This is a genomic window from Pseudomonas fluorescens, assembly GCF_902497745.1.
Taxonomy (GTDB): domain Bacteria; phylum Pseudomonadota; class Gammaproteobacteria; order Pseudomonadales; family Pseudomonadaceae; genus Aquipseudomonas; species Aquipseudomonas fluorescens_BM.
On record NZ_CABVHJ010000004.1, the window covers coordinates 170,113 to 195,167 of the forward strand.

Annotated in this window: 23 protein-coding genes; 8 read left to right on the forward strand and 15 right to left on the reverse strand. The window is 59.0% G+C overall.

The genetic code is table 11. The features are described from left to right. Window positions 1-97: 97 nt before the first annotated feature. The 6 genes from F8N44_RS07920 to F8N44_RS07945 form a co-directional block, all read right to left on the reverse strand. Entirely contained in the window at window positions 98-1,360 is a 1,263-nt protein-coding gene (locus tag F8N44_RS07920; protein WP_150649937.1) for a type II toxin-antitoxin system HipA family toxin, read from the reverse strand. Continuing rightward, complete coding sequence (locus tag F8N44_RS07925) at window positions 1,357-1,851, reverse strand: helix-turn-helix domain-containing protein (RefSeq protein ID WP_150649938.1); 495 nt, start codon at window positions 1,849-1,851, stop codon at window positions 1,357-1,359. The genes F8N44_RS07920 and F8N44_RS07925 overlap by 4 nt, the downstream gene beginning before the upstream one ends. A 167-nt stretch (window positions 1,852-2,018) precedes the next feature. Continuing rightward, the gene (locus F8N44_RS07930) at window positions 2,019-2,183 is read right to left on the reverse strand and encodes a YhfG family protein (protein ID WP_224794757.1); all 165 of its coding nucleotides are present in this window, start codon (window positions 2,181-2,183) and stop codon (window positions 2,019-2,021) included. 177 nt (window positions 2,184-2,360) lie between these two features. Continuing rightward, a complete protein-coding gene (locus F8N44_RS07935; RefSeq protein WP_108224270.1) occupies window positions 2,361-2,660 on the reverse strand; it encodes a hypothetical protein in 300 nt (99 codons plus the stop codon). A 365-nt stretch (window positions 2,661-3,025) separates the two neighbouring features. After that, complete coding sequence (locus F8N44_RS07940) at window positions 3,026-4,168, reverse strand: hypothetical protein (RefSeq protein WP_150649939.1); 1,143 nt, start codon at window positions 4,166-4,168, stop codon at window positions 3,026-3,028. Window positions 4,169-4,262: 94 nt separating this feature from the next. Further along, a complete protein-coding gene (locus F8N44_RS07945; protein ID WP_150649940.1) occupies window positions 4,263-4,538 on the reverse strand; it encodes a hypothetical protein in 276 nt (91 codons plus the stop codon). A 303-nt stretch (window positions 4,539-4,841) separates the two neighbouring features. Here F8N44_RS07945 and F8N44_RS07950 point away from each other — a divergent pair, with 303 nt between their 5' ends. The 4 genes from F8N44_RS07950 to F8N44_RS07965 all read left to right on the forward strand — a co-directional run bounded on the left by F8N44_RS07950 (window position 4,842) and on the right by F8N44_RS07965 (window position 9,479). Next, window positions 4,842-5,345, forward strand: coding sequence for a polysaccharide deacetylase (locus F8N44_RS07950; protein WP_150649941.1), 504 nt, complete (start codon window positions 4,842-4,844; stop codon window positions 5,343-5,345). Between the two features lie 180 nt (window positions 5,346-5,525). After that, a complete protein-coding gene (locus F8N44_RS07955) occupies window positions 5,526-7,460 on the forward strand; it encodes an ATP-dependent DNA helicase RecQ (protein ID WP_150649942.1) in 1,935 nt (644 codons plus the stop codon). 132 nt (window positions 7,461-7,592) lie between these two features. Then, window positions 7,593-8,819: a 3-hydroxyacyl-CoA dehydrogenase gene (locus tag F8N44_RS07960; protein ID WP_150649943.1), complete on the forward strand. Its 1,227-nt coding sequence runs from the start codon at window positions 7,593-7,595 to the stop codon at window positions 8,817-8,819. Between the two features lie 234 nt (window positions 8,820-9,053). Then, window positions 9,054-9,479 carry an acyl-CoA thioesterase gene (locus tag F8N44_RS07965; RefSeq protein ID WP_150649944.1) on the forward strand — a complete coding sequence of 142 codons (426 nt, stop codon included), beginning with the start codon at window positions 9,054-9,056 and terminating at the stop codon, window positions 9,477-9,479. 53 nt (window positions 9,480-9,532) lie between these two features. On the opposite strand, the gene F8N44_RS07970 is transcribed toward F8N44_RS07965, so the two are convergent. The 4 genes from F8N44_RS07970 to F8N44_RS07985 all read right to left on the reverse strand — a co-directional run bounded on the left by F8N44_RS07970 (window position 9,533) and on the right by F8N44_RS07985 (window position 14,508). Then, entirely contained in the window at window positions 9,533-10,015 is a 483-nt protein-coding gene (locus F8N44_RS07970; RefSeq protein WP_007909074.1) for a glycine zipper domain-containing protein, read from the reverse strand. Between the two features lie 328 nt (window positions 10,016-10,343). Next, window positions 10,344-12,692 (reverse strand): FdhF/YdeP family oxidoreductase, encoded by a 2,349-nt coding sequence (locus F8N44_RS07975; protein WP_150649945.1) that lies wholly within the window; start codon window positions 12,690-12,692, stop codon window positions 10,344-10,346. Further along, the gene (gene fdhD / locus F8N44_RS07980) at window positions 12,689-13,528 is read right to left on the reverse strand and encodes a formate dehydrogenase accessory sulfurtransferase FdhD (RefSeq protein ID WP_150649946.1); all 840 of its coding nucleotides are present in this window, start codon (window positions 13,526-13,528) and stop codon (window positions 12,689-12,691) included. Before fdhD ends, F8N44_RS07975 begins: the two co-directional genes overlap by 4 nt. Window positions 13,529-13,620: 92 nt before the next feature. After that, entirely contained in the window at window positions 13,621-14,508 is an 888-nt protein-coding gene (locus tag F8N44_RS07985; protein ID WP_150649947.1) for a LysR family transcriptional regulator, read from the reverse strand. Between the two features lie 138 nt (window positions 14,509-14,646). Between F8N44_RS07985 and lysM the strand changes: the two genes are divergently transcribed. Continuing rightward, window positions 14,647-15,087, forward strand: a complete 441-nt coding sequence (gene lysM / locus F8N44_RS07990; RefSeq protein ID WP_150649948.1) for a peptidoglycan-binding protein LysM — start codon at window positions 14,647-14,649, stop codon at window positions 15,085-15,087. Window positions 15,088-15,187: 100 nt separating this feature from the next. Here the strand turns inward: lysM and yrfG are convergent, their stop codons facing one another. Next, window positions 15,188-15,850, reverse strand: a complete 663-nt coding sequence (gene yrfG / locus F8N44_RS08000; protein WP_150649949.1) for a GMP/IMP nucleotidase — start codon at window positions 15,848-15,850, stop codon at window positions 15,188-15,190. Window positions 15,851-15,939: 89 nt separating this feature from the next. Between yrfG and nudE the strand changes: the two genes are divergently transcribed. Then, entirely contained in the window at window positions 15,940-16,506 is a 567-nt protein-coding gene (gene nudE, locus F8N44_RS08005; RefSeq protein WP_077570256.1) for an ADP compounds hydrolase NudE, read from the forward strand. A 5-nt stretch (window positions 16,507-16,511) separates the two neighbouring features. Beyond that, on the forward strand, window positions 16,512-17,345 hold the full coding sequence (gene cysQ, locus F8N44_RS08010; RefSeq protein WP_150650065.1) for a 3'(2'),5'-bisphosphate nucleotidase CysQ: 834 nt from the start codon (window positions 16,512-16,514) through the stop codon (window positions 17,343-17,345). A gap of 205 nt (window positions 17,346-17,550) precedes the next feature. Here cysQ and F8N44_RS08015 read toward each other — a convergent pair whose 3' ends face one another. Genes F8N44_RS08015 through rfbC form a run of 4 tightly spaced genes read right to left on the reverse strand, consistent with a single transcriptional unit; the run spans window position 17,551 to window position 21,781 of the window. Next, window positions 17,551-18,006, reverse strand: a complete 456-nt coding sequence (locus F8N44_RS08015) for a YiiD C-terminal domain-containing protein (RefSeq protein WP_150649950.1) — start codon at window positions 18,004-18,006, stop codon at window positions 17,551-17,553. Further along, window positions 18,003-19,388 (reverse strand): sigma-54-dependent transcriptional regulator, encoded by a 1,386-nt coding sequence (locus F8N44_RS08020; protein ID WP_150649951.1) that lies wholly within the window; start codon window positions 19,386-19,388, stop codon window positions 18,003-18,005. Before F8N44_RS08020 ends, F8N44_RS08015 begins: the two co-directional genes overlap by 4 nt. Beyond that, the gene (locus F8N44_RS08025; RefSeq protein ID WP_150649952.1) at window positions 19,385-21,193 is read right to left on the reverse strand and encodes a sensor histidine kinase; all 1,809 of its coding nucleotides are present in this window, start codon (window positions 21,191-21,193) and stop codon (window positions 19,385-19,387) included. The genes F8N44_RS08020 and F8N44_RS08025 overlap by 4 nt, the downstream gene beginning before the upstream one ends. 42 nt (window positions 21,194-21,235) lie before the next feature. After that, window positions 21,236-21,781: a dTDP-4-dehydrorhamnose 3,5-epimerase gene (rfbC, locus tag F8N44_RS08030; protein ID WP_034151902.1), complete on the reverse strand. Its 546-nt coding sequence runs from the start codon at window positions 21,779-21,781 to the stop codon at window positions 21,236-21,238. A gap of 166 nt (window positions 21,782-21,947) precedes the next feature. On the opposite strand from rfbC, the gene F8N44_RS08035 reads away from it, so the two are divergent. After that, window positions 21,948-24,860: an aminotransferase gene (locus F8N44_RS08035; RefSeq protein ID WP_150649953.1), complete on the forward strand. Its 2,913-nt coding sequence runs from the start codon at window positions 21,948-21,950 to the stop codon at window positions 24,858-24,860. The last annotated feature ends 195 nt before the right edge of the window (window positions 24,861-25,055 follow it).

The window sequence follows — 25,055 nt, forward strand, 5'->3', positions numbered from 1 at the left end:
GTTTCCATGGTTTCATATGTGAAGTTTGCAACATAGAAAACTTTACAATGAATCCCGGGGCCATTCGCCCTCGGGATTCATTGCTGGATTAAATTTCCTAATGGTGAAATGCGCTGACCATTTTATCTTGCTCGCGTCTCGACAACCCTAGGGCGTCTGCCAGCGCCGGCCATTCATTGATTGTTTCTTGGAAGTTTTTAATGATTTCCTTTGCATCGCTGCGACTGACGCGAAAGTACTCCGCTACTTCCTTTGCCAGCTCCAAATCCAAAGCGTTGTCAGCATCGGTTATGTTCAGCTTCAACCCATCCGCATGCGCTACCGGATTCATGTCATACGCTGCCGACAAGCGCCATCCTCGGCCAGGATCCAGAATAAAACCGTGGTTCCGCAAGTGATCATCGGTGTTGGAGACCAGGATGTTGAAGACGATTCGTGACCAGAGTTCACGGAGGTCGGTGTTGGGTTCCGAGCCGTGTTCCATGATTACTTCCGCCAATTCCAGATAGCTGGCGCCGGTTGATGCGTCGTCGCCGTCGACGCGGTTGGTCATGGTCATGGCTGATGCGAAGTGATGTCGGCCGCCGCGTGCGGTTCGGTCGAAACGCTTCACCAGGAAGCAGTGGTGATCGCTTGCGTAGCGTCGGGCCATGCCGGTCGCAACACGCAGACCACAGTTGACTGCCAAAGCGTTTACTACAAATTCCCAACCACCAACATCGTAGTCATCCCTCGTACTAGGGAATTTGGCGATCCACAGTTGGCCGAACTCGTCGACGACGCTGGCTTTCGGTCTGGCGCCGCCCAGCGAGCCGCCAGGTGCGATGAGCATTCTTAGCCATTCGCGGCCCTCGGTGGCTGTGTTGTCCCTATCGTTTTCCAGGGCGAGACTTGCGTGCTCTAACGCGCGTAGCTCGACAAAGGGTGGGGCGGCAACGCCGTCGCGGTTGTCGAGGAAGTTGCCTTCGTCATTGAGTTTGTAGCGAAGGGCGCCGACACGGAACAGGTCGTGGACGCCAAGCAGGTAATCGGATTCAAACAACTTGCTGTTGCTGGGAAGCAAGCCGTCGCGAATGTCCCTTTCCAAGCGGCGTTTCATCAGCAGTTGGCCCCAACGATCGGGGCTTGAGTCTGCAAAGACGCCAAAGCGGCTCTGATGTTCGCCGGGGAATTGGCGGCCTTCGAAGGGGCCGATGCGCGGGTCTAGAGTTATGGAACTCAACTCGGGATCGGCCAACGCCTTAGGGTTGTACTCAAATTCGAACACGTTGGTGTTGCGTGTTTTCCTTGCATGCAGAAATCCGAGGCGTCTGGCGCCTTTCAAGGATTCCCAGTCTGCATAAACAGCAATCAGCGTCATTCTTCACCTGTTGGGGGGCCGGCCTTTTTCTTTTTGTTCAAAAGGCTGGAGAGTGAGTGTGTGTTGAATGGGAAGTCAGCCGGAATTTTCGTGGTAGTGGCGGCATCGATAACGTTTGAAGTCTCGACGTGTTCGGATGCGCCCTTTTTTGCCGCACTGACTGCTCGTACTCGCTGGGGCTTTTTCGCTGCGGATCGTGTTGCAGGCATTAACTGCGCATCCTGCAATTGGCGACCCATTTCATCGGCTGCAGCCAGTTTGCTCAGGTCCTTTTCCAGCCCCAGCACTTGCATGACCGACAAGTAGGCCCCGATGGTTACGCCTGAGCCTCCGGACTCCAGATGGCGCAAGGTTGTCAGCGACATGCCTGATCTTTCGGCGACCTGCTTGGCCGTCAATTTGCGGCGTAGGCGAGCTAGCTTCAGTCGCTCACCAAGGTCGACTAAAAGTCGAGCAGTGGAGGGCAAGAGCGGCGCTGTTTTCTTGGCCATGTGGCAGTATTCCTTCATTTTTAAACCTTAACTGCCAGAATAATAGCACTTAAGTTGAAGGGCGCTGTTTACCGCCAGACCCGCGAAAAACAAAGTTAAGTGGCATTATTCCATCTGTTTTTGGTTCTTATAGCTAGAATACTGCCACTTAAACGTTAGCGCTTGCTCTAGTCAGCCGGTTTTTGCCGGTACTTTTCGACAACCTCCATGCGTGAGGAAAGTGGCTTTTCAGCATCGGCAGGGGTGGTTTCAAAACCTTCAATGCGTAGGCTGGCCAAATAGTTTGATCGGCGAACCTTGTCGTAATGGGCCTGCTTTTGCTGAAACGTCAAAACGCTCGTATCAGCATTCGAGTCTGAATCGCGATGCTTTTTGCGTAAGATCTCGTCCATTTCGATAACGCTTTCCATCAGCTCATCAAAGAATTTGCTCATGGTTGCTCCCATGTTTGATTACCGTTTTTTTGATCGCTCTCACAGAGTGCATAAGAGCGATACGATCACTCGATTTCAGGCTGGAGCCTTCCAGTTGAGCATCTGCTGCTGTGCGACTTGCAGCAGGTCACAGCCATCCTGCGTCAGCAGATAGAGGGCGTGGGTGATGTGGGGGATGTCTTCGACGTCGGCTTGTTTGAAGCTGAGGCAGTAGAGGGTTTTTAGCAGGTCGCTTGAAGCGCGCAGGCGCTGGACGGCGCATTCGAGGATGTCTTGTGGATTGGCCGTTGTGTCGATGATCAGGGGCTTGGTGTCGGTGAGGTTGGATTCGAGTGGGCGGTAGCGATCAGGGGTAAGCGGATTCCATGCTTTCATTGTTCTTCTCTCTATAGGCGTTCCAATAGCCGCCGCCATCATGACCAAACGATGGGAGGCGACTGTGTTCGGGTTGGTCAACCAGAGAGAGAGAACTCCGTGTACGCCGAAGCGTCCCAAACACAGCCGCCATAAAGCATGCCGCACAATAGATGGCGGCAAGCATACAAGGGCATGCGCAGTTTCTCTCTCTCAATTTCAGGTGACCAAACCCGAGTCGCTGATTTGGCAGCGACAGTCACGACTATAGATTTGACTTACCAAGCCGCGATAGGCGGCAAGGGAGTCTGAGCTTGTAGGAACGGGACGAATACCGGATAGGCCATTGCTGTAGGTTTTTTCGTCCGTTCACGCGCCCACGGCCTTCAACCAATAACCCGATACGCCGCCACATCCAGCACACTCGTCGTCAGCCCCGTCGCAGGCGCGTAGATCGTGCCTTTCACTGCCGAAAACGGCACGCCTTTGCTGCCCAGAGACACGGAGCGTTCGCCTTTATCCAGTTCGGTGAAGTAGGTGTAAGAGATGTTGTGCATACGTTTGTACCGGGCTTCATCGCGGACGATGCCGTTGGTGAGGTTTTGCAGGTCGGCCTGGGTCAGGTTGAGGGTTTTGTTCAGTTGTACGCCCCAGCGCTTGAGGCACGTTTCGGCGTAGTGACGGACCACGCGGCCAGGTTCCACCAGGGTTTTCAGGTCACTTGCGCTGGCAGGCACGCCACCGTCAGCTGTGGCGTTGCCGGCCATGGTCGCGTGGCGGCCGGCCATGGGGTAGACGCTGGTTTTGGTGCCGGTGGCGGTCTGTGGAATGACGCAGCTGAAACCTTTGGAGCGTTCATCGCGGGCATAGAAAGCGACATATTCTTTGACGTTGGCGCCGAGTTTGACCCGGTTTTCCTGGAAGTTTCCGATGCCCGGAACAGGGTCCAATGCAAAGATGTTCACCGGAATGTTTTTAAGTTGGCTGTCCTTTAACATCGCATTGGCCAGCATGTGGCAACTTATACCGCCTCGGCTCCAACCCACCAGATTGACTTGAGTGGGAATGACAGCGTCTTTGCGAAACGTCTTGATAATCTGCTCCTGTAACTTCTGTTGGGTCACGCTGCGATCACCGTAGTTATATTTGCGCCAGAACCACGAACCTTCGACCTTTACATCCTCAATAGGAATCCCGGCGGCTTTAAGGCGGTTGTATTCGGCCTCGGTCAGTTGCTCGCGCTGCCAGTCGCATTTGCCCTTGATGACATTGACGGCATGCTGCACGTTTTCTTCCCAGCCTTTGCCGAACAGCGTGCCGGTGAGGCCGTACTCCTTGGTCTTGGTGAACAGGTCATCGGCTTGCAGGTTGCCGCTGCCGGGACCGTCGACGACGATCCATTCGGCGAACTCACGGCCGGTATGGTTGGAAGCCAGCGTGGAAACCAGTTCGCCGTCCCAGAAGTTTTCATGAGTTGTATCGAACTTGTTGGAACCCGTACCGCAAAAAAATATAGTTAAAACTGTCATGGTGTTGCTCTCGTTTAGTTGTAAGAGCGAACAAGTTAGTGTGAGTTGCATCTATAAATAAAGAGTTCTGGTGTTTCCGGATTTGTAGCAGGTTTTAGTTGTATGTTGTTTGTGGTGGTTTTTGTTTTGCAACTTCAAGCAGGTCGCAGCCATCCTGTATCAGTAAATAAAGTGCATTGACGATGTTGGGGATGTCTTTCACATCAGCCTGTTTGAAACATAAGCAATAAAGTGTTTCCAGTAAGTCACTGGCTGCGCGCAAGCGCTGATCGGCGGCATTGATCAGGTCAGTCTGGCTGGAGTGGCTGTCGATAAGCAGTACCGTATTTTCGCTGTAGCAAGTCTTGAGTGGGCGATAGCGGTTGATCATGGTGAGGCGTGTCCTGTTCGAAGGCGCTGGGGTGGGCCGGCCGCGGGTTTGCAGCCGCGCCGGCCACTATAGAAGGGCATTTCTCTGTGGGACAAGACCGCCGCAATGGACAGTGTTCGTAGGGGTTTTTCCGTATTTTGAGGAAATGTCCTACGTGTTTTCGCAGCTTTTTCAGGCCAAAACCCTTAGGCGTAATAATTCCTACGTGATTGTCAGGCGATTCGCGGTAAACCGCTGTATCGTGCGCGCCAGAATCTGTAGGGCGTTTCCAAACGTCTGACACGCGCTTAAAGGGAATTAGGTATGCACTGGCTACGAATGGCCGCGATTTTATTGCTCGGGCTTAGCACTTGCCGTTTAACGATGGCCTCTGACGTCGGCAATGCATGGGGGCTGGATCGTCTCGAACGCACTGATTGGCCGGAAGCACTCATCAGCCAGGCGAGCATGGACACGGCGTCGCGCGGTGAAGTGTTGATATTCGCCAAAGCTCTGTTGGCCAGCGAAGCACTGGATGAAGAGGGGCTTGAGCAGCGACTCGGTGTGCCCCACGTGCAACTGAAGTCGATTCGCCACGTGCGCGACGGCCTCTGGGAGGGGTTGCTGAGCACCTATCGCAACGCCATTCAGAACTGTGATGAACAGCTGTTCTGCCCGCGCGTGCGCAGTGTCGCTGACCTGCGTCAGTTGGCGGCAGCGTTCACTGGTGACATCAGCCCGGCCCATGCGCTGTGGGCGAGCAAGAGTCAGGGAGTGCATGAGCAGATGCTGAATGAGCAGTTGCGGGTGGCGGTGTTGCGTCCCTGAACTTCAGGATTTTGCGTTGTTCTGAGCGGCCTCTTCGCGAGCAAGCTCGCTCCCACAGGGACCGTGGTGTTCAAGTAATCGCTGTATCATTCCGAATCGATTTGGCCCCGACCTTTTCTCGACTCGCTGCGATCGCCCGCTAGGCTGTTGGCATGGCAGCAGTCAATGGAGTGACAGCGAATGCACAACACCCTGGAACAGGTTTTTGGTTTTCCACAGTTTCGAGCCGGACAAGAGGCTGCGATCAGCGCGGTGCTGGCCGGGCGCTCGGCGGCGGCGATTTTTCCCACCGGTTCCGGCAAGTCGATTTGTTATCAATTGCCGGCGCTGATGCTGCCGCACCTGACGCTGGTAGTCTCGCCGTTGCTGGCGCTGATGCAGGATCAACTGGCCTTCTTGCAGCGTCACGGGATCTCGGCTGGCAGCATCGATTCGGCGCAGAGTCGCGATGACGCCAATGACGTGATGGCCCGCGCCCGTTCGGGTGAATTGAAGATTTTGATGATCTCGGTGGAGCGCTTGAAGAACGAGCGCTTCCGCAACTTTTTGCAGCAGGTGCCGATCTCGCTGCTGGTGGTGGACGAGGCGCATTGCATCTCGGAATGGGGCCACAATTTCCGCCCTGACTACCTCAAGCTGCCGGATTACCAACGCCAGTTCAACATCCCGCAGACCTTGCTGCTGACGGCCACCGCAACGCCGAAAGTCATCGCCGACATGCAGGCCAAATTCGCTATCGCCGCTGACGATGTGGTGACCACCGGCTTCTACCGGCCCAACCTCAATCTGCTGGTCGAACCGGTGCGCGGTCAGGACAAACGGCGGCGTCTGGTGGAATGGATGAGTGATCGTGCGGGGCAGCCGAGCATCGTCTATGTAACCTTGCAGAAAACCGCCGAACATATCGCCGAACACCTTGAGCGCAACGGCATTCAGGCCGAGGCGTATCACGCCGGTTTAGCCCACGACAAACGCGAAGCGATCCAGAAACGTTTCATGGCCGGGCAGTCCAATTGCATCGTCGCGACCATTGCTTTCGGCATGGGCATCGACAAGAGTGATATCCGCAATGTCGTGCACTTTGACCTGCCCAAATCCATCGAAAACTACAGTCAGGAAATCGGCCGCGCCGGGCGTGACGGGCAGCTGTCGGATTGTCTGGTATTGGCCAATCGCGACAGCCTCAACGTGCTGGAAAACTTCGTTTACGGTGATACGCCGGAGCGCGATGGCATTCGCTATGTACTCGATGAACTGAAGGCCTCGGCGCCGGAAGGGCAGTGGGAGTTTCTGCTCGGGCCGTTGGCGGATCAGAGCAACATTCGCGCACTGCCGCTGAAGACTTTGCTGGTGCAGCTGGAACTGCGCGGTTTGATCGCGCCGCGCTATGCCTACTACGCCGAATACCGTTTCAAATACCTGCTGGAACCCGAAGCGCTGCTTGAGCGTTTCGACGGTGAGCGCAGGGATTTCGTCGCAGCGATCATTCAGACCTCGGCGCGCGCGCGCACTTGGGCCACGGTGAATTTCGAGGCGATGTACTCGCAGTATTCCGCTGAGCGCAATCGAGTGGTGAAGGCGCTGGATTACTTTCAGGAAAAGGGCTGGGTCGAACTGGAAAGCAAGCAGATGACCGAGGTCTACAGCCTGCTGAACAGCGACTTTGACAGCGATGCCCTGAGCGCTGAACTGCATGACTATTTCACCCGACATGAGCAGGCCGAAGTGGCGCGTATCCACGCGATGCTTGAAGTCTTCGCCAGCGAGCGCTGCCTGGGCTATCGCCTGGCCGAGTATTTCGGTGATCACAATGCGCCTCAGCAGTGTGGCCATTGCTCGGTGTGTCATGGCCAGGTGGCGCGATTGCCGGCGCCGCCGGAGTTGCCAGCGCTTGTGGATAAAAACTTTGCGGCGCTGTGTGGCGACTTTATCCACAGGCATGAGCAGCACACCGGGGTCATCCCGACAGCAGAGCGGCTGACGCGGTTTCTGTGCGGGATCAGCGTGCCGTTGTTCACCAAGCTCAAGGCGCGGGCGATTCCCGGGTTTGCCGCATTGGAAGAGTATCCCTATGCCGAAGTCCGGAACTGGGCTGACGATCATTTGCTCGGTTGAACATAAATCCTGTGGGAGTCAGGGCGCCTGTATCCATCCGCTGAATGTCGATCATCACGGTAATAAACTTCAAAAACCGTCGTTGGCTGACTATGGTGAGACCAGTCTTTGGATCGCCAACAAGAGAACAACATGAGCCAGACATCCTTCGATATTCAGCAGGCCGCCGTGATCGGTGCGGGCACCATGGGCCGTGGCATTGTCATGTGCCTGGCCAATGCCGGGGTGAGCGTGCAGTGGGTGGATAACAATCCACAGATGCTTGAACAGGCACTCACCACCGTGGCCGAGACTTATGCACATAACGTGCGGCAGGGGCGGATTGATCAGGCCGAGGCGGATGCGCGTTTGGCGCGGGTCAGTGCGGCGGCGGATTACGCGGCGATTCGCAATGTCGATCTGGTGATCGAGGCGGTGTACGAAAATCTTGAGCTGAAGCAGAAGATCTTTCGTGAACTCGATGGCTTGCTCAAGCCCGAGGCGCTGCTGGCGAGTAATACCTCGGCGCTGGATATCGATGCGATTGCCGCGGCGACCCGGCGCCCGGAGCAAGTGTTGGGCCTGCATTTCTTCAGCCCGGCGCACATCATGAAACTGCTGGAGATCGTGCGCGGCGCGCAGACTTCGCCGGCCACTCTGGAAGCAGCGCTGGCGCTGGGCAAGCGTATGGGCAAGGTCAGTGTGGTGTCGGGCAATTGCCACGGGTTTATCGGCAATCGCATGTTGCATCCGTATGTGCTGGAGGCGCGCAAGATGTTGCTTGAAGGCGCTTATCCACAGCAGGTCGACGCGGCGCTGCAAGGTTTCGGTTTTGCCATGGGGCCGTTTCGCATGTACGACGTGGTCGGCATCGATCTGGAGTGGCGTGCGCGCGAACTGGCCGGCAAGGGCCAGGATGCGCCAGAGGTTCAGGTGGATAACCGTTTGTGCGAGATGGGCCGGTTCGGGCAGAAGTCCGGCAATGGTTATTACCATTACGAGCCGGGCAGTCGTCAGGCTGAGCACGATCCTGAGGTCGATGCGCTGGTGTTGCAGGTCAGCGAAGGGTTGGGTTTCCAGCGCCGAGAGATCGGTCCAGAGGAGATTCTGGAGCGTTGCCTGCTGGCATTGGTCAACGAGGGGGCGAAGATTTTGCAGGAGGGCATTGCCGAGTCGGCACACGACATCGATCTGGTGTATCTGAATGGCTACGGCTTCCCGGCGGACAAGGGCGGGCCAATGGCTTGGGCGGATCAGCAAGGGCTGGCGGACATTCATCAGCGCTTGCTGGCGCTGGAGACGCGGCAGGGTGATCAGTGGAAACCGGCGCGGTTGATTGGTGAGTTGGCGGCGCAGGGTAGGCGGTTTGCTCAGGATTAGTGTTGAAGTCAAAATCTTACCCCCTCACCCCAGCCCTCCCGAAACGTCGGACCGCCCCCAAGGGGGCGAGGGGGAAGGGAGCCGATCTGCGTGGGTTTCAACATTTGAGTTCGACTCGAAGGATCAGGTCGGTGTATTTCGAAAGAACACCTCGGTCAGTCCCCTCTACCTCTGGGAGAGGGTTAGGGTGAGGGCAAGCGCCCTCACTGAAAAAACAAGAGAATCAGCCCAACCATGTCCACCCCTCAGCGCACCGACTACCCACACTTCCAGCCCATCACCACACGCTGGCACGACAACGACGCCTACGGTCACGTCAACAACGTCACCTATTACAGCTTCTTCGATACGGCGGTGAACACTTACCTGATACAGGTTGGTGGTCTGGATATTCATGACGGTGAGGTAGTGGGGTTCGTGGTGAGTTCGGCGTGTGATTACTTCGCCTCGATCGCGTTTCCGGATCTGATCGAGATCGGTCTGCGAGTCGGTAAGCTGGGTAACAGTTCCGTGCAATACGAACTGGCAGTGTTCAAGGTCGGTGAAAGCGAGGCGTGTGCGGCCGGGCGCTTCGTTCACGTATTCGTCGATCGGGCGAGTAATCAGCCGGTGCCGATTCCTGCCGAACTGCGGCAGGCACTGGAATCTCTGGTGGTGTAAGAAGGCAAAAAAAATCGCAGCCCTTGGGCTGCGATTTTGTTCAAGCATTCGCCTTAACGGTGGCGATAGTACTTGTGATGCTTGCGGTGGCCATAGGCATGGCCGCGACCTGGGTGGCCGTCGCGGTAGTAGCGACGATCATCATGGCGACGGTCGTAGCGACGATCGTCGTCATCGCTCTTGTTGCCCATGTAGTTGCCCAGCGCGCCACCGGCGCCGCCACCTGCTGCGGAGCCGATCAGGCTGCCGGTGGTGCCGCCCATGCTGCGGCCGACCACGTTGCCGCCGGCTGCGCCCAGCGCACCACCGATGGCGGCTTCGCCACGGCTGCGTTTGTCGGCGCCGACCGCACTACCACCCGCGCCGCCCAAGGCTGCGCCGATGGTGGAACCTGTATTGCCGCCTAAGGACTGACCGACGACCGAGCCAAGAACCCCGCCCAATGCGCCGCCCACACCTGCTTCGGTGGTGCCGCCTGCGGAAGCAAAACCACTGACCAGGCCAAGGGACAACAAGAGAATCGAGGAGAACTTCATAGATGAGCCTCAAAGGGATGACGGCGCCGATCCTGAGGCTCTGAACTGGGCGTGACAATCGAAATCCGACGAATAACACGACTTGTATACAATATTGCAAGTTGCTGTTTTTTCACCGGAACTTAACCGGTTTTCGCCGGTCTTTAGCTACTTCGGACAGGCCGTTTTTGTGAAAAAGCGGCCTTTTTTGTGGGCGGTTGAAAAGTGCTTGAGCTCAGACATGTATTGCTTGAACCGACGCCTTCGCGAGCAAGCTCGCTCCCACATTTGAAACGCATTCCAATGTAGGAGCGAGCTTGCTCGCGAATAGGCCGGTACTGACACCGCTTTAAGCGGATTTAGCCATGATCAACCCAGTCTCACTCGCCGCTTCCAGTCGAATCGCAATGAACTTCGATGTCGGCGTATGACTGCCATCCCCAGTGCTTTCCAGCGGCACCAGCGGATTCACTTCCGGGTAATAAGCCGCTGCCTGCCCCGCCGGAATATCAAATGCGAGCAGCGTGAAGCCTTTCACCCGACGCTCACGACCATCGTCCCATATCGAAACAATGTCAGCCTTCTGCCCAGGCCGGAAGCCCAGACGAATGATGTCCGCCTCGTTGGCAAACAACACATCGCGCTGGCCTTTGACCCCGCGATAACGGTCGTCGAGACCATAAATCGTCGTGTTGTACTGATCGTGGGAGCGCATTGATTGCAGGATCAGATCCGGCAGTTGCCCAGTGGCGCGGGTGCGTTCGTGCACCAGATCCTTGGGCAGCATGTTCGCGCGGAAATTGGCTCGGCCCGACGGCGTGTTCCATTTGCGTGCGCCGGCGCTGTTGCCGAGGTAGAAGCCGCCCGGGTTTTTGATCTTCTCGTTGAACTCTTTGAAATTGGGAATGGTGTCGGCAATCAGTTCGCGGATGCGCCCGTAGTCGGCCACCAACCAGTTCCAGTCCACCGGTTTGCTGCCCAGCGTGGCAGCGGCGATGCCGGCAATGATCGACGGCTCGGAGCGCATCTGGTTCGACAGCGGCTGCAACTGGCCGTTGGAGGCGTGAACCATGCTGAACGAGTCTTCCACGGTCACCGCTTGCGGGCCTTCGGTCTGGATGTCGATGTCGGTCCGACCGAGGCACGGCAGGATCAGCGCGTCTTTACCGTGAGCGAGGTGGCTGCGGTTGAGTTTGGTGCTGATCTGCACGGTCAGGTCGCAATTGCTCAGGGCTTCGAACGTACGCGGGCTGTCCGGCGTGGCTTGGGCGAAGTTGCCGCCCAGGCCGATAAAGACTTTGGCGCGACCCTCAGCCATTGCGTGGATCGCTTCAACCACGTTGTGGCCGTTGTGGCGTGGCACCTTGAACTGGAAGCGTCGCTCCAGCGAATCGAGGAACGCCACTGGCGGACGCTCGTTGATGCCCATCGTGCGGTCGCCCTGCACGTTACTGTGACCGCGCACCGGGCACAGGCCGGCGCCCGGTTTGCCGATGTTGCCGCGCAGCAGCATCAGGTTGGCGATTTCCTGGATGGTCGGCACCGAATGGCGATGCTGGGTGATGCCCATCGCCCAGCACATGATTACGTTCTTGCCCTTGGCGTACATGCGCGCGGCTTGCTCGATTTCGACGAGGGTCAGGCCGGATTGCTCGACGATCTGTTCCCACGGGGTATCGTCGACGACACCGAGGTACTCCAGCACATTGGTGCTGTGGGCGTTGAGGAAGTCGTGATCGAACACAGCAGGCTCGCCAGCCTTCTGCGCATCGCGCTCCCATTGCAGGAGGAACTTGGCCATGCCGCGCAGCAGCGCCATGTCACCGCCAAGTGCTGGACGGAAGTAGGCGGTGTTGGTCGGTTTATCGCCGTTGGTGAGCATTTCGATCGGATGTTGCGGATGCTGGAAGCGCTCCAGACCACGTTCTTTCAACGGATTGATACACACCACTTGTGCACCGCGCTTCACCGCTTCACGCAACGGTTCGAGCATGCGTGGGTGGTTGGTCCCGGGGTTCTGGCCCCAGACGAAAATCGCATCGGCGTGTTCGAAATCGTCAAAGGTCACGGTGCCTTTGCCGACGCCAACGCTTTGCGCCAAGGCGACACCGCTGGCCTCGTGGCACATGTTCGAGCAGTCAGGGAAGTTGTTGGTGCCGTAGGCGCGTACGAACAGCTGATAAAGATACGCCGCCTCGTTGCTGGCGCGACCCGAGGTGTAGAACTCGGCCAGGTCCGGGCTCGGCAGGCTTTGCAGGTGCTTGGCAATCAGCGTGTAAGCGTCGTCCCAGCTGATCGGCTTGTAGCGATCGGTTTCGGCATCGTAGACCATCGGCTCGGTCAGGCGACCCTGATACTCAAGCCAGTAATCGCTCTGCTCCAGCAGCGAAGTGACGCTGTGCTTGGCGAAGAACTTGGCATCGACGCGGCGCTTGGTGGCTTCCCAGTTCACCGCTTTAGCGCCGTTCTCACAGAACTTGACCATGCCGCTTTCCGGCGAATCGCCCCACGCGCAACCCGGGCAGTCGAAGCCGCCGTTCTGGTTGGTCTTGAGCATCATGCGCAGGTTTTTCAGGGCGTTGTCGCTGGTCAACCAGGCCTGAGCCACACTGATCAGGGCACCCCAGCCGCCGGCGGCACCTTTGTAAGGCTTGTAGCGCGGGACAGGTTTCTGGTCGGCTTGATGATGTTGGCTCACGCTTGATTCTCCATCGCGGGGCTATACACCCGCGGCGCACTTTTCTGCGGCAGGTGGATGAGATTGAGGTTGTGTCGACGGGCCCATTGCACGGCAAGGCCCGTGGGTGCGGACAGGCTGACCAAGGTCTGGATGCCGGCGCGCAAGACTTTCTGGATCAATTCGAGACTGCAGCGGCTGGTGACAATCGCCAGGCCGCCTGCTGTGGATATCTTCTGGCGGATCAGTCCACCGATCAGCTTGTCGAGGGCGTTGTGCCGGCCGATGTCTTCACGACCGAGCAACAATTCGCCGCTGGCGTTCATGAACACCGCCGCGTGCACCGCACCGCAGTACTGGCCCAAGGGTTGAAAAGCACTGATGCGCTGACGCAAACCGTCGAGCCACTCAATCGGCGGCAACGGCGCACCGGGCAGGACTTTCAGATCAGGCAGCGCCTGTTCCACCGCTTCAACGCCGCACAATCCGCAACCGCTGGTGCCGGCCATTTGCCGACGCTGTTGCTTGAGGTTCCAGAAGGCGCGGTTGGCGATGGTCACTTGCGCGTATTGCGCGGAGCCGGCACCGGTCAGTTGCAGGTCATAGATGTCGGTCGCGTCCTCGATGATGCCGCTGCCGAGGCTGAAGCCGACGATGAAGTCTTCCAGGTCGGTCGGCGTCACCAGCATCACCGCCTGACTGATGCCGTTGTAGGCGATCGCCAACGCAACTTCCTCGGCCAGCGCAGTGCTGGCCGATTCCTCGCGGGGTAAATCGCTGTAACTGTAGGTCTGGCTGGCGGCAGGCGCGGGCGTTTCAATTGCAGGCGCCGCGCAGGCTGGGCGCTTGGCGTTCATGGCATCACCGACGGTTTGATCAACGTTAAGACTAGGCGCGGCAACTTGTCGCGTCTAATCGCTACTGTCGATCTATCGATAGATGCCGTCGATCAAGCGTCGTCTGGCGATTGTTGATAAAGCGCGAAACAGGCCTCGGCCAGCGCCGAGCGTGGCGCTCCGCGGCGCATGATCAGGCCCAGCGGGGCGAGCGTTTGAGCGTTTTCGATGGGTTGCAGGCGCAGGTGATCGGTGAGTTTTTCCAGACCACCGTCGAGCGGCATGATCGCGCAGCAAAAGCCGCCGTGTACTGCTTGTAACAATTGATGCACGGCGTCGGTTTGCAGCAAGGGTTGCGGGGTCAGCCCACGACTGTGGAAGTTGTGGTCGATGGACTGGCGAAAGTGCATGCCGCTGGTGAGCATGCCCAGCGGCAGTTCGATCAGCGATTCCCAACTCAACGGTGTGTCGCCAAAGGTGAAAGAGCGTTGGTCGTAGAGCAGGCTCATGCGCGTTTCGCTAAAGGCCAGGGACTCGAAGCGTTCGTTGTCCAGACGATCGAGATACGACACGCCGAGATCGATGCGGTTGTTCGCCAGATGTTCGAGGATCTGCTCGGAACTCAGCGCCGACATTTCAAAGCGCAAATTCGGGTGGGCGCTGTGCAGGCGTTGCATCAACGGCAGCGGATCGAAACTCGACAGCGGCACCACGCCCAGCCGCAGCGTGCCGATCAGGTTGCCGCGACACGCCGCCGCTTCGGCGTGCAAGCCGTCATAAGCCGCCATCACCGAGCGCGCCCACGCCAGTACGCGCTCGCCCGGCGCGGTGAAGCCTTCGAAGCGCTGGCCACGGTTGACCAGCGGCAGGTCGAGTTCTTCTTCGAGGCTGCGCAGGCGCATCGACAGGGTTGGCTGGGTAATGTGGCAACGCGCGGCGGCCTGGCCGAAGTGGCGGGTTTCGTCGAGGGCGATGAGGAATTTCAGCTGCTTGATGTCCATCTTCGCTCCGGGTGTTGGCAAGGGTGGCAGATTCTACCGCTTGCGTGATCGCAGGGTCATTGGTCGGCTTGGAACCGGGTTTGTCTGCGGTGGTCTAGGCTTGGACGACTGACCCTTTATTCCATGGAGAGAACCACGATGAGTCTTTTAAGTTTTGTAAAAGAAGCCGGTGAAAAGCTGCTCGATCTGCTGACCCCGGGTAACGCCAATGCCAGTGAGCAGTTGAAGGAACACATCAGCAAGGTCGGCCTGGGCAATCCGAATGTGCAGGCGACGGTGGATGGCGACAAAGTGACAGTCACCGGTGAAGTCGCGAGTCAGGAAGAGAAGGAAAAAATTCTCCTCGCCGTGGGCAATATTGAAGGCGTGGGCAGCGTTGATGATCAGATCACCGTGACCGGGCCAGTTGTCACTGCCGCGCAATTTGTCGTGGTCAAGTCTGGTGACACCCTCAGCGCGATTTCTCTGCGCGTGTACGGGGATGCCAACAAGTATCAGAAAATTTTCGACGCCAACAAACCGATGCTCAAGGATGTGAACAAAATCTATCCGGGGCAGACTCTGCGTATTCCTGAGTAACACAACACTCCTGTAGGAGCTGCCGCAGGCTGCGATCTTTTGACTTTGATTTTTCCAAACAAGATCAAAAGATCGCAGCCTTCGGCAGCTCCTACAAAGATCAAAGTCCTGCAATCAAACTGCGGTAATCCTCGACGGCCGCAAACTCAGCCGTGTCCTTCGGCCCCTTGCGGCTGTCCGGCTCTTTCACCGCCAACAAATTCGCCACACCAAAATCCCGCGCACTGCGCAGAATCGGCAAGGTATCGTCGATAAACAGGCTACGCGCCGGATCAAAACCGATGTCCGCCTGCAATGCATCCCAAAACTGCGGGTTCTCCTTGGGATAACCATAATCATGCGAGCTGATCAGCCGCTCGAAATACGGCGCCAGCTCAATCCGTTCCAGCTTCAGCGACAGTGAGTCGCGGTGCGCGTTGGTGATCATGATCACCCGTTTGCCGGCGCGTTTGATCGCCGCCAGAAAGGTATCGGCATCCGGCCGCAAGGCAATCAAGTGCGCAGTTTCCAGCTTCAATTCACGCACCGACAACTTCAGCTCGGCACTCCAGAAATCCAGGCAATACCACTGCAACTGACCGGCATGGCGTTCGAACAGCGGCTGCAATTCCATCTCGGCCATGGCCCGGCTGACCCCGTGCAATTCCGCGTAGCGCTGGGGCAGGTGTTCCAGCCAGAAATGATTGTCGAAGTGCAGATCCAGCAGCGTGCCGTCCATGTCGAGCAGAACGGTATCGATGTCGGACCACGGTAATGAAGGCATGGCAACGTCTCGAAACGGTAGAAAGATATCCGACATAAACAATCGGGAAAGCCGCGTTATAGTAGCGCGTTCACGCCAAGGAGCTTTGCATGCGCCAGAAACCCACCGTACTTGCCCGCGAGATCGTCGCCACCAGTCGCCTGTTTTGCGTTGAAGAACTCAAACTGCGTTTTTCCAACGGCGTGGAACGCACGTATGAGCGTCTGGTTGGCAAAGGTGCGGGTTACGGCGCGGTCATGATTGTGGCGATGCTGGATGCCGAGCACGCGGTGTTGGTCGAAGAGTATTGCGGCGGTACTGATGAATATGAGTTGTCCCTGCCCAAAGGCCTGATCGAGCCCGGCGAGGATGTATTGGCAGCGGCCGAGCGGGAGCTCAAGGAAGAGGCCGGTTTTGGCGCGCGACAACTGGAACATCTAACCGAGCTGTCGCTGTCACCCGGTTACATGAGCCAGAAGATTCAGGTGGTCCTGGCCACTGATTTGTACGAAGAACGTCTGGAAGGCGACGAGCCTGAGCCGATGCGCGTCGACAAAGTGAACCTGCGCGAACTGTCGTCGCTGGCGCTCAATCCGCAATTTTCCGAAGGTCGCGCGTTGGCTGCGTTGTATCTGACCCGCGATCTGCTGACCCAGCGTGGGTTCTTTCCAGCATGAGTGAGATGTCGATGAATTTTCCTCACCCGTTGATGGCGCCAGTAGTTGAGCTGGCATTGCAGGCTGGCGCGGCGATTCTGCCGTTCTGGCGTGTTGGCGTTGAAGTCACGGCCAAGTACGATGACTCGCCGGTGACGGCGGCGGATCTGGCCGCGCATCACCTGATCGTCGCCGGGCTGACGGCTCTGGATCCGAGCATTCCAGTGCTGTCGGAAGAAGACGCCAACATTTCCCAGAGCGTGCGCGCCGGCTGGCAGCGCTGGTGGTTGGTGGATCCGCTGGATGGCACCAAAGAGTTCATCAGCGGCAGCGAAGAGTTCACCGTCAACATCGCGTTGATCGAAAACGGTCGAGTGGTGTTTGGCGTGGTATCGATGCCGACCAATGGTCGCTTTTATGTGGGCGGTGCGGGGTTTGGCGCATGGCGCTGCGACAAGGGTGGTACGCCGGTTTCGATTCAGGTGCGTGATGTACCGGGGCCGGGGGAGGCGTTTACCGTGGTAGCCAGCCGTCGGCATTCGAGTCCCGAGCAGGAGCGCTTGCTGGCGGGGTTGAGTGCGAGCCTGGGTGAGTTGCAATTGGCCAATATTGGCAGCTCGCTGAAATTCTGCCTGCTGGCTGAAGGCGCGGCGGATTGCTATCCGCGCCTGGCGCCGACCTCGCAGTGGGACACGGCGGCGGCGCAGGGTGTGCTCGAAGGGGCGGGCGGTGAAGTGCTGGATCTGCGCGGGGAAGCGTTCTGCTATCCGGCGCGGGAATCACTGTTGAACGAGTTCTTTTTGGCGCTGCCGGCGAAGGCGGCCTGGCGTTCCAGATTGTTGGAGTTGGCTCGGGGTTAAGAGGGCTGATCCGCAATCCCCCTCACCCCAGCCCTCTCCCCCAGGAGAGGGAGCCGACCGCAGGATATTTGAGAGCTGCGCCGACCTGGTCGAGCTTTGCTGAATCCACAATCGCTGCGGTCTTTCAGGTCGATGTATAACGCAAGACACCTCGGTCAGTTCCCTCTCCCTTTGGGAGAGGGTTAGGGTGAGGGGCTTTTGATTGTCAGCGATGCAAAACGTACTGCCCCGTAAATGTCACGGCGTCTTCTTCGCTACCCTGATTGACGATCCGCGTATTCAACGTCAACCGCGCCCGCCCATAACGCCGATACATCGCCAGAAACTTCTTCCACACCGCCGCATCCGACGCCGGACACATCGCCACGGCATCTCCGGTGACCGGAAGCGGATAACTGATCTGCCCCTCCTGAATCACAATGTGCCCGTCGATGATTCCTTCTTCTTTCAGACGCAAATGCAACCAGCCCCAACCGGCCAGCACCGCGCCGCAGTAAAGGCTGCCACCGAACATCGTGCTCTTGTGATTGACGTTCGGCTCGAGTGGCAAATGCAGACTCAACTGCTGTTCATGCCAGTCGAGTACTTTGAGGCCCATGTCCCGTGTCAGCGGGATGTCGTGATGCAGGACCGACTCCAGATAGCGAGTGTCTGTGCTCATTCGTTCTCGTCCCCATGGCTGCTGTCGCCAAAGTTGAGGCCATGCTTGCGCAACTTGTCATGCAGAGTCTTGCGCGGAATGCCCAAGGCTTCGGCGAGGCTGCGTACGGAACTGTGACTGCGTGCCAGTTCGGCAGCGATCAATGATTTTTCGAAGTTTTCCACTTGCTCGCTGAGGCCGCCGTTGATGACTTCGACCGTGGTGCTGCCACCGCTTTCGGCGCCAGCGTTATCCAGCGCCAGTTCCAGACCGAGGGCGAAACGTTCGGCGGCATTCTGCAGTTCGCGCACATTGCCCGGCCAGGTGTGCCGCAGCAACAAGGCGCGTTGTGCCGGTTGCAATTCGTGTGGCGGCAGGCCGTGGCGGGCGCTGGCTTCATCGGCGTAATGCTGGAACAGCACCAGCGCATCTTCGCCGCGTTCGCGCAGTGGCGGAATGCGCAGTGGCGCAACGTTGAGGCGGTAATACAAGTCGGCGCGGAAGCGCCCCTGATCAGCAGCCTGACGCAGGTCTTCCTTGGTCGCGGCGATCACGCGGATGTCCAGCGGGATCAGTTGATTGCCGCCAAGACGTTCGACCACGCGCTCCTGCAACATGCGCAGCAACTTCACCTGCACGTCCATGCTCATGCTTTCGATTTCATCGAGAAACAGCGTGCCGCCATTGGCGAATTCGAACTTGCCGATCCGGCGCTTCTGCGCGCCGGTAAACGCGCCGGGTTCGTGGCCGAACAGTTCGCTTTCCACCACCGACTCGGCCAGTGCGCCGGCGTTGATCGCCACGAACGGGCCGTTACGGCGGCTGGATAAATCGTGCAGTGCGCGGGCGACCACTTCTTTGCCGGCGCCGGTTTCGCCGAGGATCAGCACATCAGCCTTGGTCGCGGCCAGCGCGCCGATCTGCTCACGCAGGCGCAGCATCGGCGTTGAATGACCGACCAACCGCGCGCTCAACTCATTACGATCGCTCAAGGCCAGACGCAGGCTGCGGTTGTCCAGTACAAGTCGGCGCAGGGCGAGGGCGCGACGCACGCTGTCGAGCAGCGCATCGCTGGCGAAAGGTTTTTCGAGAAAGTCATAAGCGCCGGCGCGCATGGCCTGCACCGCCAGCGGTACGTCGCCGTGGCCGGTGATCAGCAGCACGGGCAGCTCAGGGTCTTGCGCGTGCAATTCGCTGAGCAATTCCAGTCCGTCCATGCCCGGCATGCGAATGTCGCTGACCACCACGCCGGGCCAGTCACGCTCAAGCTGCGCCGCCAGACCCTTGGCTTCGGACAGCGGCAGAATTTTCAGGCCGGCCAGATCCAGTGTCTGGCCGAGGGCCTGACGCAGGTGCGGATCGTCGTCGATCAACACCACCTGAATGCGATTGTCGATGGTCATGCACTTCGATCCTCGGACGGTTGCAGGCTGACCCCGGGTGCGCCAGCGCGCAGCCGCAGGGTAATCACGGCGCCGCCTTGCTTGTGGTTGGCGAACGACAGTTCACCGCCGAAGGCGCGCATCAGCGTTTCACAGATGGCCAGGCCCAAACCGAGGCCCTGCGTGCGCGTCTTGGTGGTGTAGAAAGGCTCGCTGGCGCGGCCGAGGGCTTCCATGCAGAACCCCGGGCCGTTGTCGCGAATGTACAGATTGACGCCCTCGGCGGTGGATTCGGCACTCAGCCACAGTTTGCGCGGCGGACCTTTCTCGGTGAGCGCATCGAGGGCGTTGGCCAACAGATTGCCGAGCACCTGGCGCAGGCGTGTTTCGCCAGCTTCGACCCACAGGGTGGCGGCGGGCAGGTCGCGGATCAGCTCAACCTCCATGCTGCGGCGCCGTTTTGCGAGCAAGGCCAGCGCATCGTCGAGCGCCGGTTGCAGGGCAACGCTTTCCGGCGCGTGGCGATCACGGCGGGCAAAGGCGCGCAGGTGGGCGATGATCGAGGCCATGCGCCCGGTCAGTTCGCTGATCAGTTTGAGGTTGCCACGGGCGTCGTCGATGCGCTGATGATCGAGCAGCACTTCGGCGTTTTCCGCGTAGCTGCGGATCGCTGCCAGCGGCTGATTGAGTTCGTGGCTGATGCTTGCTGACATGGTCCCCAGCGCCGACAGTTTGCCGGCCTGGACCAGATCATCCTGGGCGCGCACCAGTTCTTGCTGGGCTTGCTCACGCTCCAGAACTTCTTCCTTCAAACGCCGGTTGAGGCCTTCGAGGTCGCTGGTGCGTTCCGCCACGCGACCTTCCAGTTCACGGCGTGCCTTGGCCTCGAACGCAATACGTTCCAGATAATGCCGACGGCGCTGCATCAGCAGACCGAGCAGCAACATCACCACCAACAACGTGGCGCCGCCGATGGCGACCACGGTGCGCACCGGGCGGTCGATCAGCGTGCGCGGGGCGAGGATGCTCACGCTCCAGCCGGTTTCGGCGATGTCGTGGGTCTGGATCAGCCACGCAGTCGGGCTAAGATTCAGCGGGCGCGGCTCGCGGGTCGGGTACGGCTGGATAGCGGTGATCGCCGAGCGTTCGCTGTCGCTCAAGTTACGGGTCGAACGAAAGCGCCATTCCGGTCGCGAGGTGAGAATGACCACGCCGTTGTGGTCGGTGACCAGCAGTTGTTCCGGAGTTTTACCCCAAAGGCTTTCGGTGTGGTCGAGGTCGACCTTGATCACCAGCACACCGATGATTTTTTCGCCGTTGCGCACGGCGGCGGCGAAGAAATAACCGCGTTTGGCCGACGTCGTGCCGAGGCCGAAGAAGCGCCCGAGGCGTCCGGCCATGGCTTCGCTGAAGTACGGGCGAAAGGAGAAATTGCGGCCGACAAAACTGTCGTGCTTGTCCCAGTTCGACGCCGCCAATGTCTGGCCGCTGGTGTCCATCAGGTACATGACTTCGGCGCCAGTCTGCGCAGCGATGTTCTTCAGCAGGCGATTGGCATTGCCTTGGGTGACGCCGTCGTCCGGCGCGCCGAGTACCGAGCGCAGGGCCGGCAGGTCGCCGAGGATTTGCGGCAAGACTTCATAGCGGTGCAGGGTGCCCAGCAGGTTGGCGACGTACAGATCGAGGGTCTGGCGATTCTGCCCGGCCAGTTCGCTGCGGTAATAGCGTTCGGCGAGATGTTCCAGTGGCCACAGGAGCGGCGCCAGACACAGGGCCAGCAGGGCGAGGCTGCGCCAGCGAGGTCTGCGGGGAAGGGTTGGTTTCATGAGCCGGATGCGCCTGAGGTGACAGGCGCATTATGCCCGGCCTCAGGCGAAGACGTCAGCGTCCTTGAGCAGCGCTGCGGCTTGATCCTTGGCGGACAGCTTCGGCGCTTCGTCCAGCTGCCAGTCGATGCCCAGAGCCGGGTCATCCCAGCGAATGCTGCGCTCGGACGATGGGTCGTAGTAGTTGGTGGTTTTGTAGAGGAATTCGGCGAACTCGCTCAGCACCACGAACCCATGGGCGAAACCTTCCGGCACCCACAGTTGACGATGGTTTTCCGCTGACAGACGCACCGCCACCGATTTGCCGAAGTGCGGCGAGCTGCGGCGAATGTCCACAGCCACATCCAGTACTTCACCAACGGTCACGCGGACCAGTTTGCCCTGAGTGTTTTGCAGTTGGTAATGCAGGCCACGCAACACGCCTTTTTGCGAGCGCGAGTGGTTGTCCTGCACGAATTGCGTGTCCAGACCGGTAGCGTCCTGAAACGCCTTGGCATTGAAGCTCTCGTAGAAAAAACCGCGCTCGTCACCAAACACCTTCGGTTCGATGATCAGGACACCGGGCAGGTCGGTGGTGATTACATTCATGGGGATTTCCATAGGCAGGTGTGAATGGCCGACATTCTTGCGCAAAGTGTCGGAGGGTGCGAGTGCTGCAAGACAAATAGCCCGTATACCTTTGCGCGGTAGGGGGTTGCGGATCCCGTCCAGCAATGGCGATATAGGCGCCTAATAACATTTCAGGGGTCGTTTCATGCCGCTCGCCACGTTGATACATCGCGCCAGTTTGCCCAGCCCGCAGGTGTCTGCCGAGCAGGCCCGGCAATGGCTGGCGGAACACTACGGACTCAGCGGCACGTTGCAGGCCCTTGGCAGTCAGCAAGATCTGAATTTTCGCGTCGACAGCCCGCGCGGGCGCTTCGTGCTGAAAATCTGCCGTGGCGATTACGCCTTGGTGGAGCTGCAAGCCCAGCATGCGGGCCTCAAGTATCTGGCCGAGCACTCCGCGGTGACGGTGCCGCGAGTGATCGTCGCCAATAACGGCGAAGACCTGCTGTCACTGGAAGTCGGCGGCGAAGCCGTTCATGTGCGGCTGCTGGATTACATCGAAGGCCAGCCGCTCACGCACCTCGATCACTTGGGGCGCGACGTGGTAGCGGGTTTCGGCCGGCTCTGCGGTGAGATGGATCTGGCGTTGGCCGCCTTCGACCATCCGGGCCTTGAGCGTACGTTGCAGTGGGACGCGCGCCACGCCAGTGCGCTGATCAGCCATCTGCTGCCGGTGATCAAGGATGAACAGCAACGCACATTGATTGCCGATGCGGCCGAACAAGCCGAGCGTCGTTTGCAGCCGTTGCTGGACAAACTGCCGGTGCAGGCGATCCACATGGACATCACCGATGACAACGCCGTCTGGGCGCGCGATGCCCAGCGTCACTGGCAATTGCAGGGCGTGATCGACTTTGGCGATCTGGTGCGTACCTGGCGTATCACCGATCTGTCGGTGACCTGCGCGGCGTTGCTGCATCACGCCGGTGGCGATCCGTTTGTCATCCTGCCGGCGGTTCAGGCTTACCACGCGGTCAACCCGCTGCAACATGAAGAGCTGCAAGCGCTGTGGCCATTGATCGTCGCGCGCGCGGCGGTATTGGTGCTTAGTGGCGAGCAACAGGTCAGCATCGACCCGGCGAATAATTACAGCCGCGACAACCTCAGCCATGAGTGGGAAATCTTTCGGGTGGCGACATCGGTGCCTTTGGCGTTGATGGAAGCAGCGATCCTCACGGCTGTTGGCCACGCCTTGCCGGCGCTCGACAGCGAAGGTTTTGCGCCATTGTTGCCGGGTCTGGTCGGGCGTAAATTCGCGCTGATCGATCTGGGTGTTCTGAGTCCGCATTTCGAGGCCGGTAACTGGGAGCAGGAGGGCATCGATCAGCGCCTGTTGAACGAGGCGGCAGCCGCCCATGGTTTAGCCGCAAGTCGTTATGGTCAGTACCGTTTGTCGCGCACGCGTCCCGACAGTGCCGTTGAACCGGACACCTTCCCGCTGCACGTGGAATTGCGTGTGCCGAATGGTACTGCTGTGGAGTCGCCGTTCGCGGGCGTGCTGCATCAAGTGGCTGAGGGCGCGCTGCAACTCGATGGCTCGCAACTCAGCGTGCGGCTGTGGGGCGTGACACCTTCGCTGCACAGCGGCGCGGCGCTGGTCAAAGGTCAAGTGCTGGGCGCAGTCAGCAGCCCGCTGCGGGTGCAGTTGTGCCGTGGTGCGCAACTCAATGCGCCGTTGTTTTGCACACCGACGCATGCTCCGGCGTGGCAGGCGCTGTGCCCATCGCCCGCTGCGTTGTTGGGGCTTGCCTGTGATGCCGAGCCGGAACTGGATGGCAAGGCCCTGCTGGAACGGCGCGATGCCAGTTTCGCCCGCACGCAAAAACACTATTACGTCGACCCGCCGCGTATCGAACGCGGCTGGCGCAATCACCTGATCGACATGCAAGGCCGCTCTTATCTGGACATGCTCAACAACGTTGCGGTACTCGGTCACGGTCATCCGCGCATGGCAGCGGTCGCGGCGCGCCAGTGGTCGTTACTGAACACCAACTCGCGTTTCAACTATGCGGCGGTAGCGGAGTTTTCCGAGCGCTTGCTGAAACTGGCGCCGGAGGGCATGGATCGGGTGTTTCTGGTCAACAGCGGCAGCGAGGCCAATGACCTGGCGATTCGTCTGGCGTGGGCCTACAGCGGCGGGCGCGACATGCTCAGCGTACTTGAGGCGTATCACGGCTGGACGGTCGGCGCTGATGCGGTTTCGACCTCGATAGCCGACAACCCGCGAGCCCTGGAAAGTCGTCCGGACTGGGTGCATCCCGTGACGGCGCCAAACACCTATCGCGGTGAATTCCGTGGCCTCGATTCGGCGCCGGAGTATGTGCGCAGTGTTGAGCATCATTTGGAAAAGCTCGCCGAACAGAAGCGCCAACTGGCCGGATTCATCTGCGAACCGGTGTACGGCAATGCCGGCGGTATTTCACTGCCGCCGGGTTATCTGAAGCAGGTTTACGCCTTGGTGCGTGCGCAGGGCGGGGTGTGCATCGCCGATGAAGTGCAGGTCGGTTACGGGCGCATGGGCCGTTTCTTCTGGGGTTTTGAAGATCAGGGCGTGGTGCCGGACATCATCTGCATGGCCAAGGGCATGGGCAACGGTCAGCCACTGGGGGCGGTCATCACTCGGCGGGAAATTGCCGAAGCGCTGGAGGCTGAGGGTTATTTCTTCTCGTCAGCGGGTGGCAGTCCGGTCAGTTGCCAGATCGGCATGGCGGTGCTCGATGTCATGGAAGAAGAAAAGCTCTGGGAGAACGCGCAGGTGGTCGGCGGCCACTTCAAGGCGCGGCTCGAAGCGTTGATCGATAAACATCCGCTGGTGGGCGCGGTGCACGGTTCCGGGTTCTATCTCGGGCTTGAGCTGATCCGCAATCGCGAGACGCTGGAGCCGGCGACCGAGGAGACCGCATTGCTCTGCGATCGCTTGCGTGAGCTGGGGATTTTCATGCAGCCGACCGGCGATGATCTGAACATTCTCAAGATCAAACCGCCGATGGTGACGTCGCGCCAGAGTGTGGATTTCTTTGTCGATATGCTCGATCAGGTCCTCAGCGAAGGTCTGTAGAACGAAGCCAATCCCCTGTGGGAGCGAGCTTGCTCGCGAAAGCGGTGTGTCAGTCACCTTATTCAGTCCTGACACACCGTATTCGCGAGCAAGCTCGCTCCCACATTTTCTTGGGTTGTTAATTCGATTTGTATCGGCTTTTGTCGGGGTTATTTAGACGAAAGGTATTTACAAAGCTTCTAAAGCCGATATTTA

Coding starts and splice junctions, on each gene's coding strand:
- F8N44_RS08025 (WP_150649952.1), bottom strand. CDS start 21,193: ATGAAACCAACCCTTCCCCGCAGACCTCGCTGGCGCAGCCTCGCCCTG.
- F8N44_RS07955 (WP_150649942.1), top strand. CDS start 5,526: ATGCACAACACCCTGGAACAGGTTTTTGGTTTTCCACAGTTTCGAGCC.
- F8N44_RS07935 (WP_108224270.1), bottom strand. CDS start 2,660: ATGAAAGCATGGAATCCGCTTACCCCTGATCGCTACCGCCCACTCGAA.
- F8N44_RS07965 (WP_150649944.1), top strand. CDS start 9,054: ATGTCCACCCCTCAGCGCACCGACTACCCACACTTCCAGCCCATCACC.
- F8N44_RS07985 (WP_150649947.1), bottom strand. CDS start 14,508: ATGGACATCAAGCAGCTGAAATTCCTCATCGCCCTCGACGAAACCCGC.
- F8N44_RS07950 (WP_150649941.1), top strand. CDS start 4,842: ATGCACTGGCTACGAATGGCCGCGATTTTATTGCTCGGGCTTAGCACT.
- cysQ (WP_150650065.1), top strand. CDS start 16,512: ATGTCGATGAATTTTCCTCACCCGTTGATGGCGCCAGTAGTTGAGCTG.
- fdhD (WP_150649946.1), bottom strand. CDS start 13,528: ATGAACGCCAAGCGCCCAGCCTGCGCGGCGCCTGCAATTGAAACGCCC.
- lysM (WP_150649948.1), top strand. CDS start 14,647: ATGAGTCTTTTAAGTTTTGTAAAAGAAGCCGGTGAAAAGCTGCTCGAT.
- F8N44_RS08035 (WP_150649953.1), top strand. CDS start 21,948: ATGCCGCTCGCCACGTTGATACATCGCGCCAGTTTGCCCAGCCCGCAG.
- F8N44_RS08015 (WP_150649950.1), bottom strand. CDS start 18,006: ATGAGCACAGACACTCGCTATCTGGAGTCGGTCCTGCATCACGACATC.
- F8N44_RS07940 (WP_150649939.1), bottom strand. CDS start 4,168: ATGACAGTTTTAACTATATTTTTTTGCGGTACGGGTTCCAACAAGTTC.
- F8N44_RS07970 (WP_007909074.1), bottom strand. CDS start 10,015: ATGAAGTTCTCCTCGATTCTCTTGTTGTCCCTTGGCCTGGTCAGTGGT.
- F8N44_RS07925 (WP_150649938.1), bottom strand. CDS start 1,851: ATGGCCAAGAAAACAGCGCCGCTCTTGCCCTCCACTGCTCGACTTTTA.
- F8N44_RS07960 (WP_150649943.1), top strand. CDS start 7,593: ATGAGCCAGACATCCTTCGATATTCAGCAGGCCGCCGTGATCGGTGCG.
- yrfG (WP_150649949.1), bottom strand. CDS start 15,850: ATGCCTTCATTACCGTGGTCCGACATCGATACCGTTCTGCTCGACATG.
- F8N44_RS08020 (WP_150649951.1), bottom strand. CDS start 19,388: ATGACCATCGACAATCGCATTCAGGTGGTGTTGATCGACGACGATCCG.
- F8N44_RS07945 (WP_150649940.1), bottom strand. CDS start 4,538: ATGATCAACCGCTATCGCCCACTCAAGACTTGCTACAGCGAAAATACG.
- nudE (WP_077570256.1), top strand. CDS start 15,940: ATGCGCCAGAAACCCACCGTACTTGCCCGCGAGATCGTCGCCACCAGT.
- rfbC (WP_034151902.1), bottom strand. CDS start 21,781: ATGAATGTAATCACCACCGACCTGCCCGGTGTCCTGATCATCGAACCG.
- F8N44_RS07920 (WP_150649937.1), bottom strand. CDS start 1,360: ATGACGCTGATTGCTGTTTATGCAGACTGGGAATCCTTGAAAGGCGCC.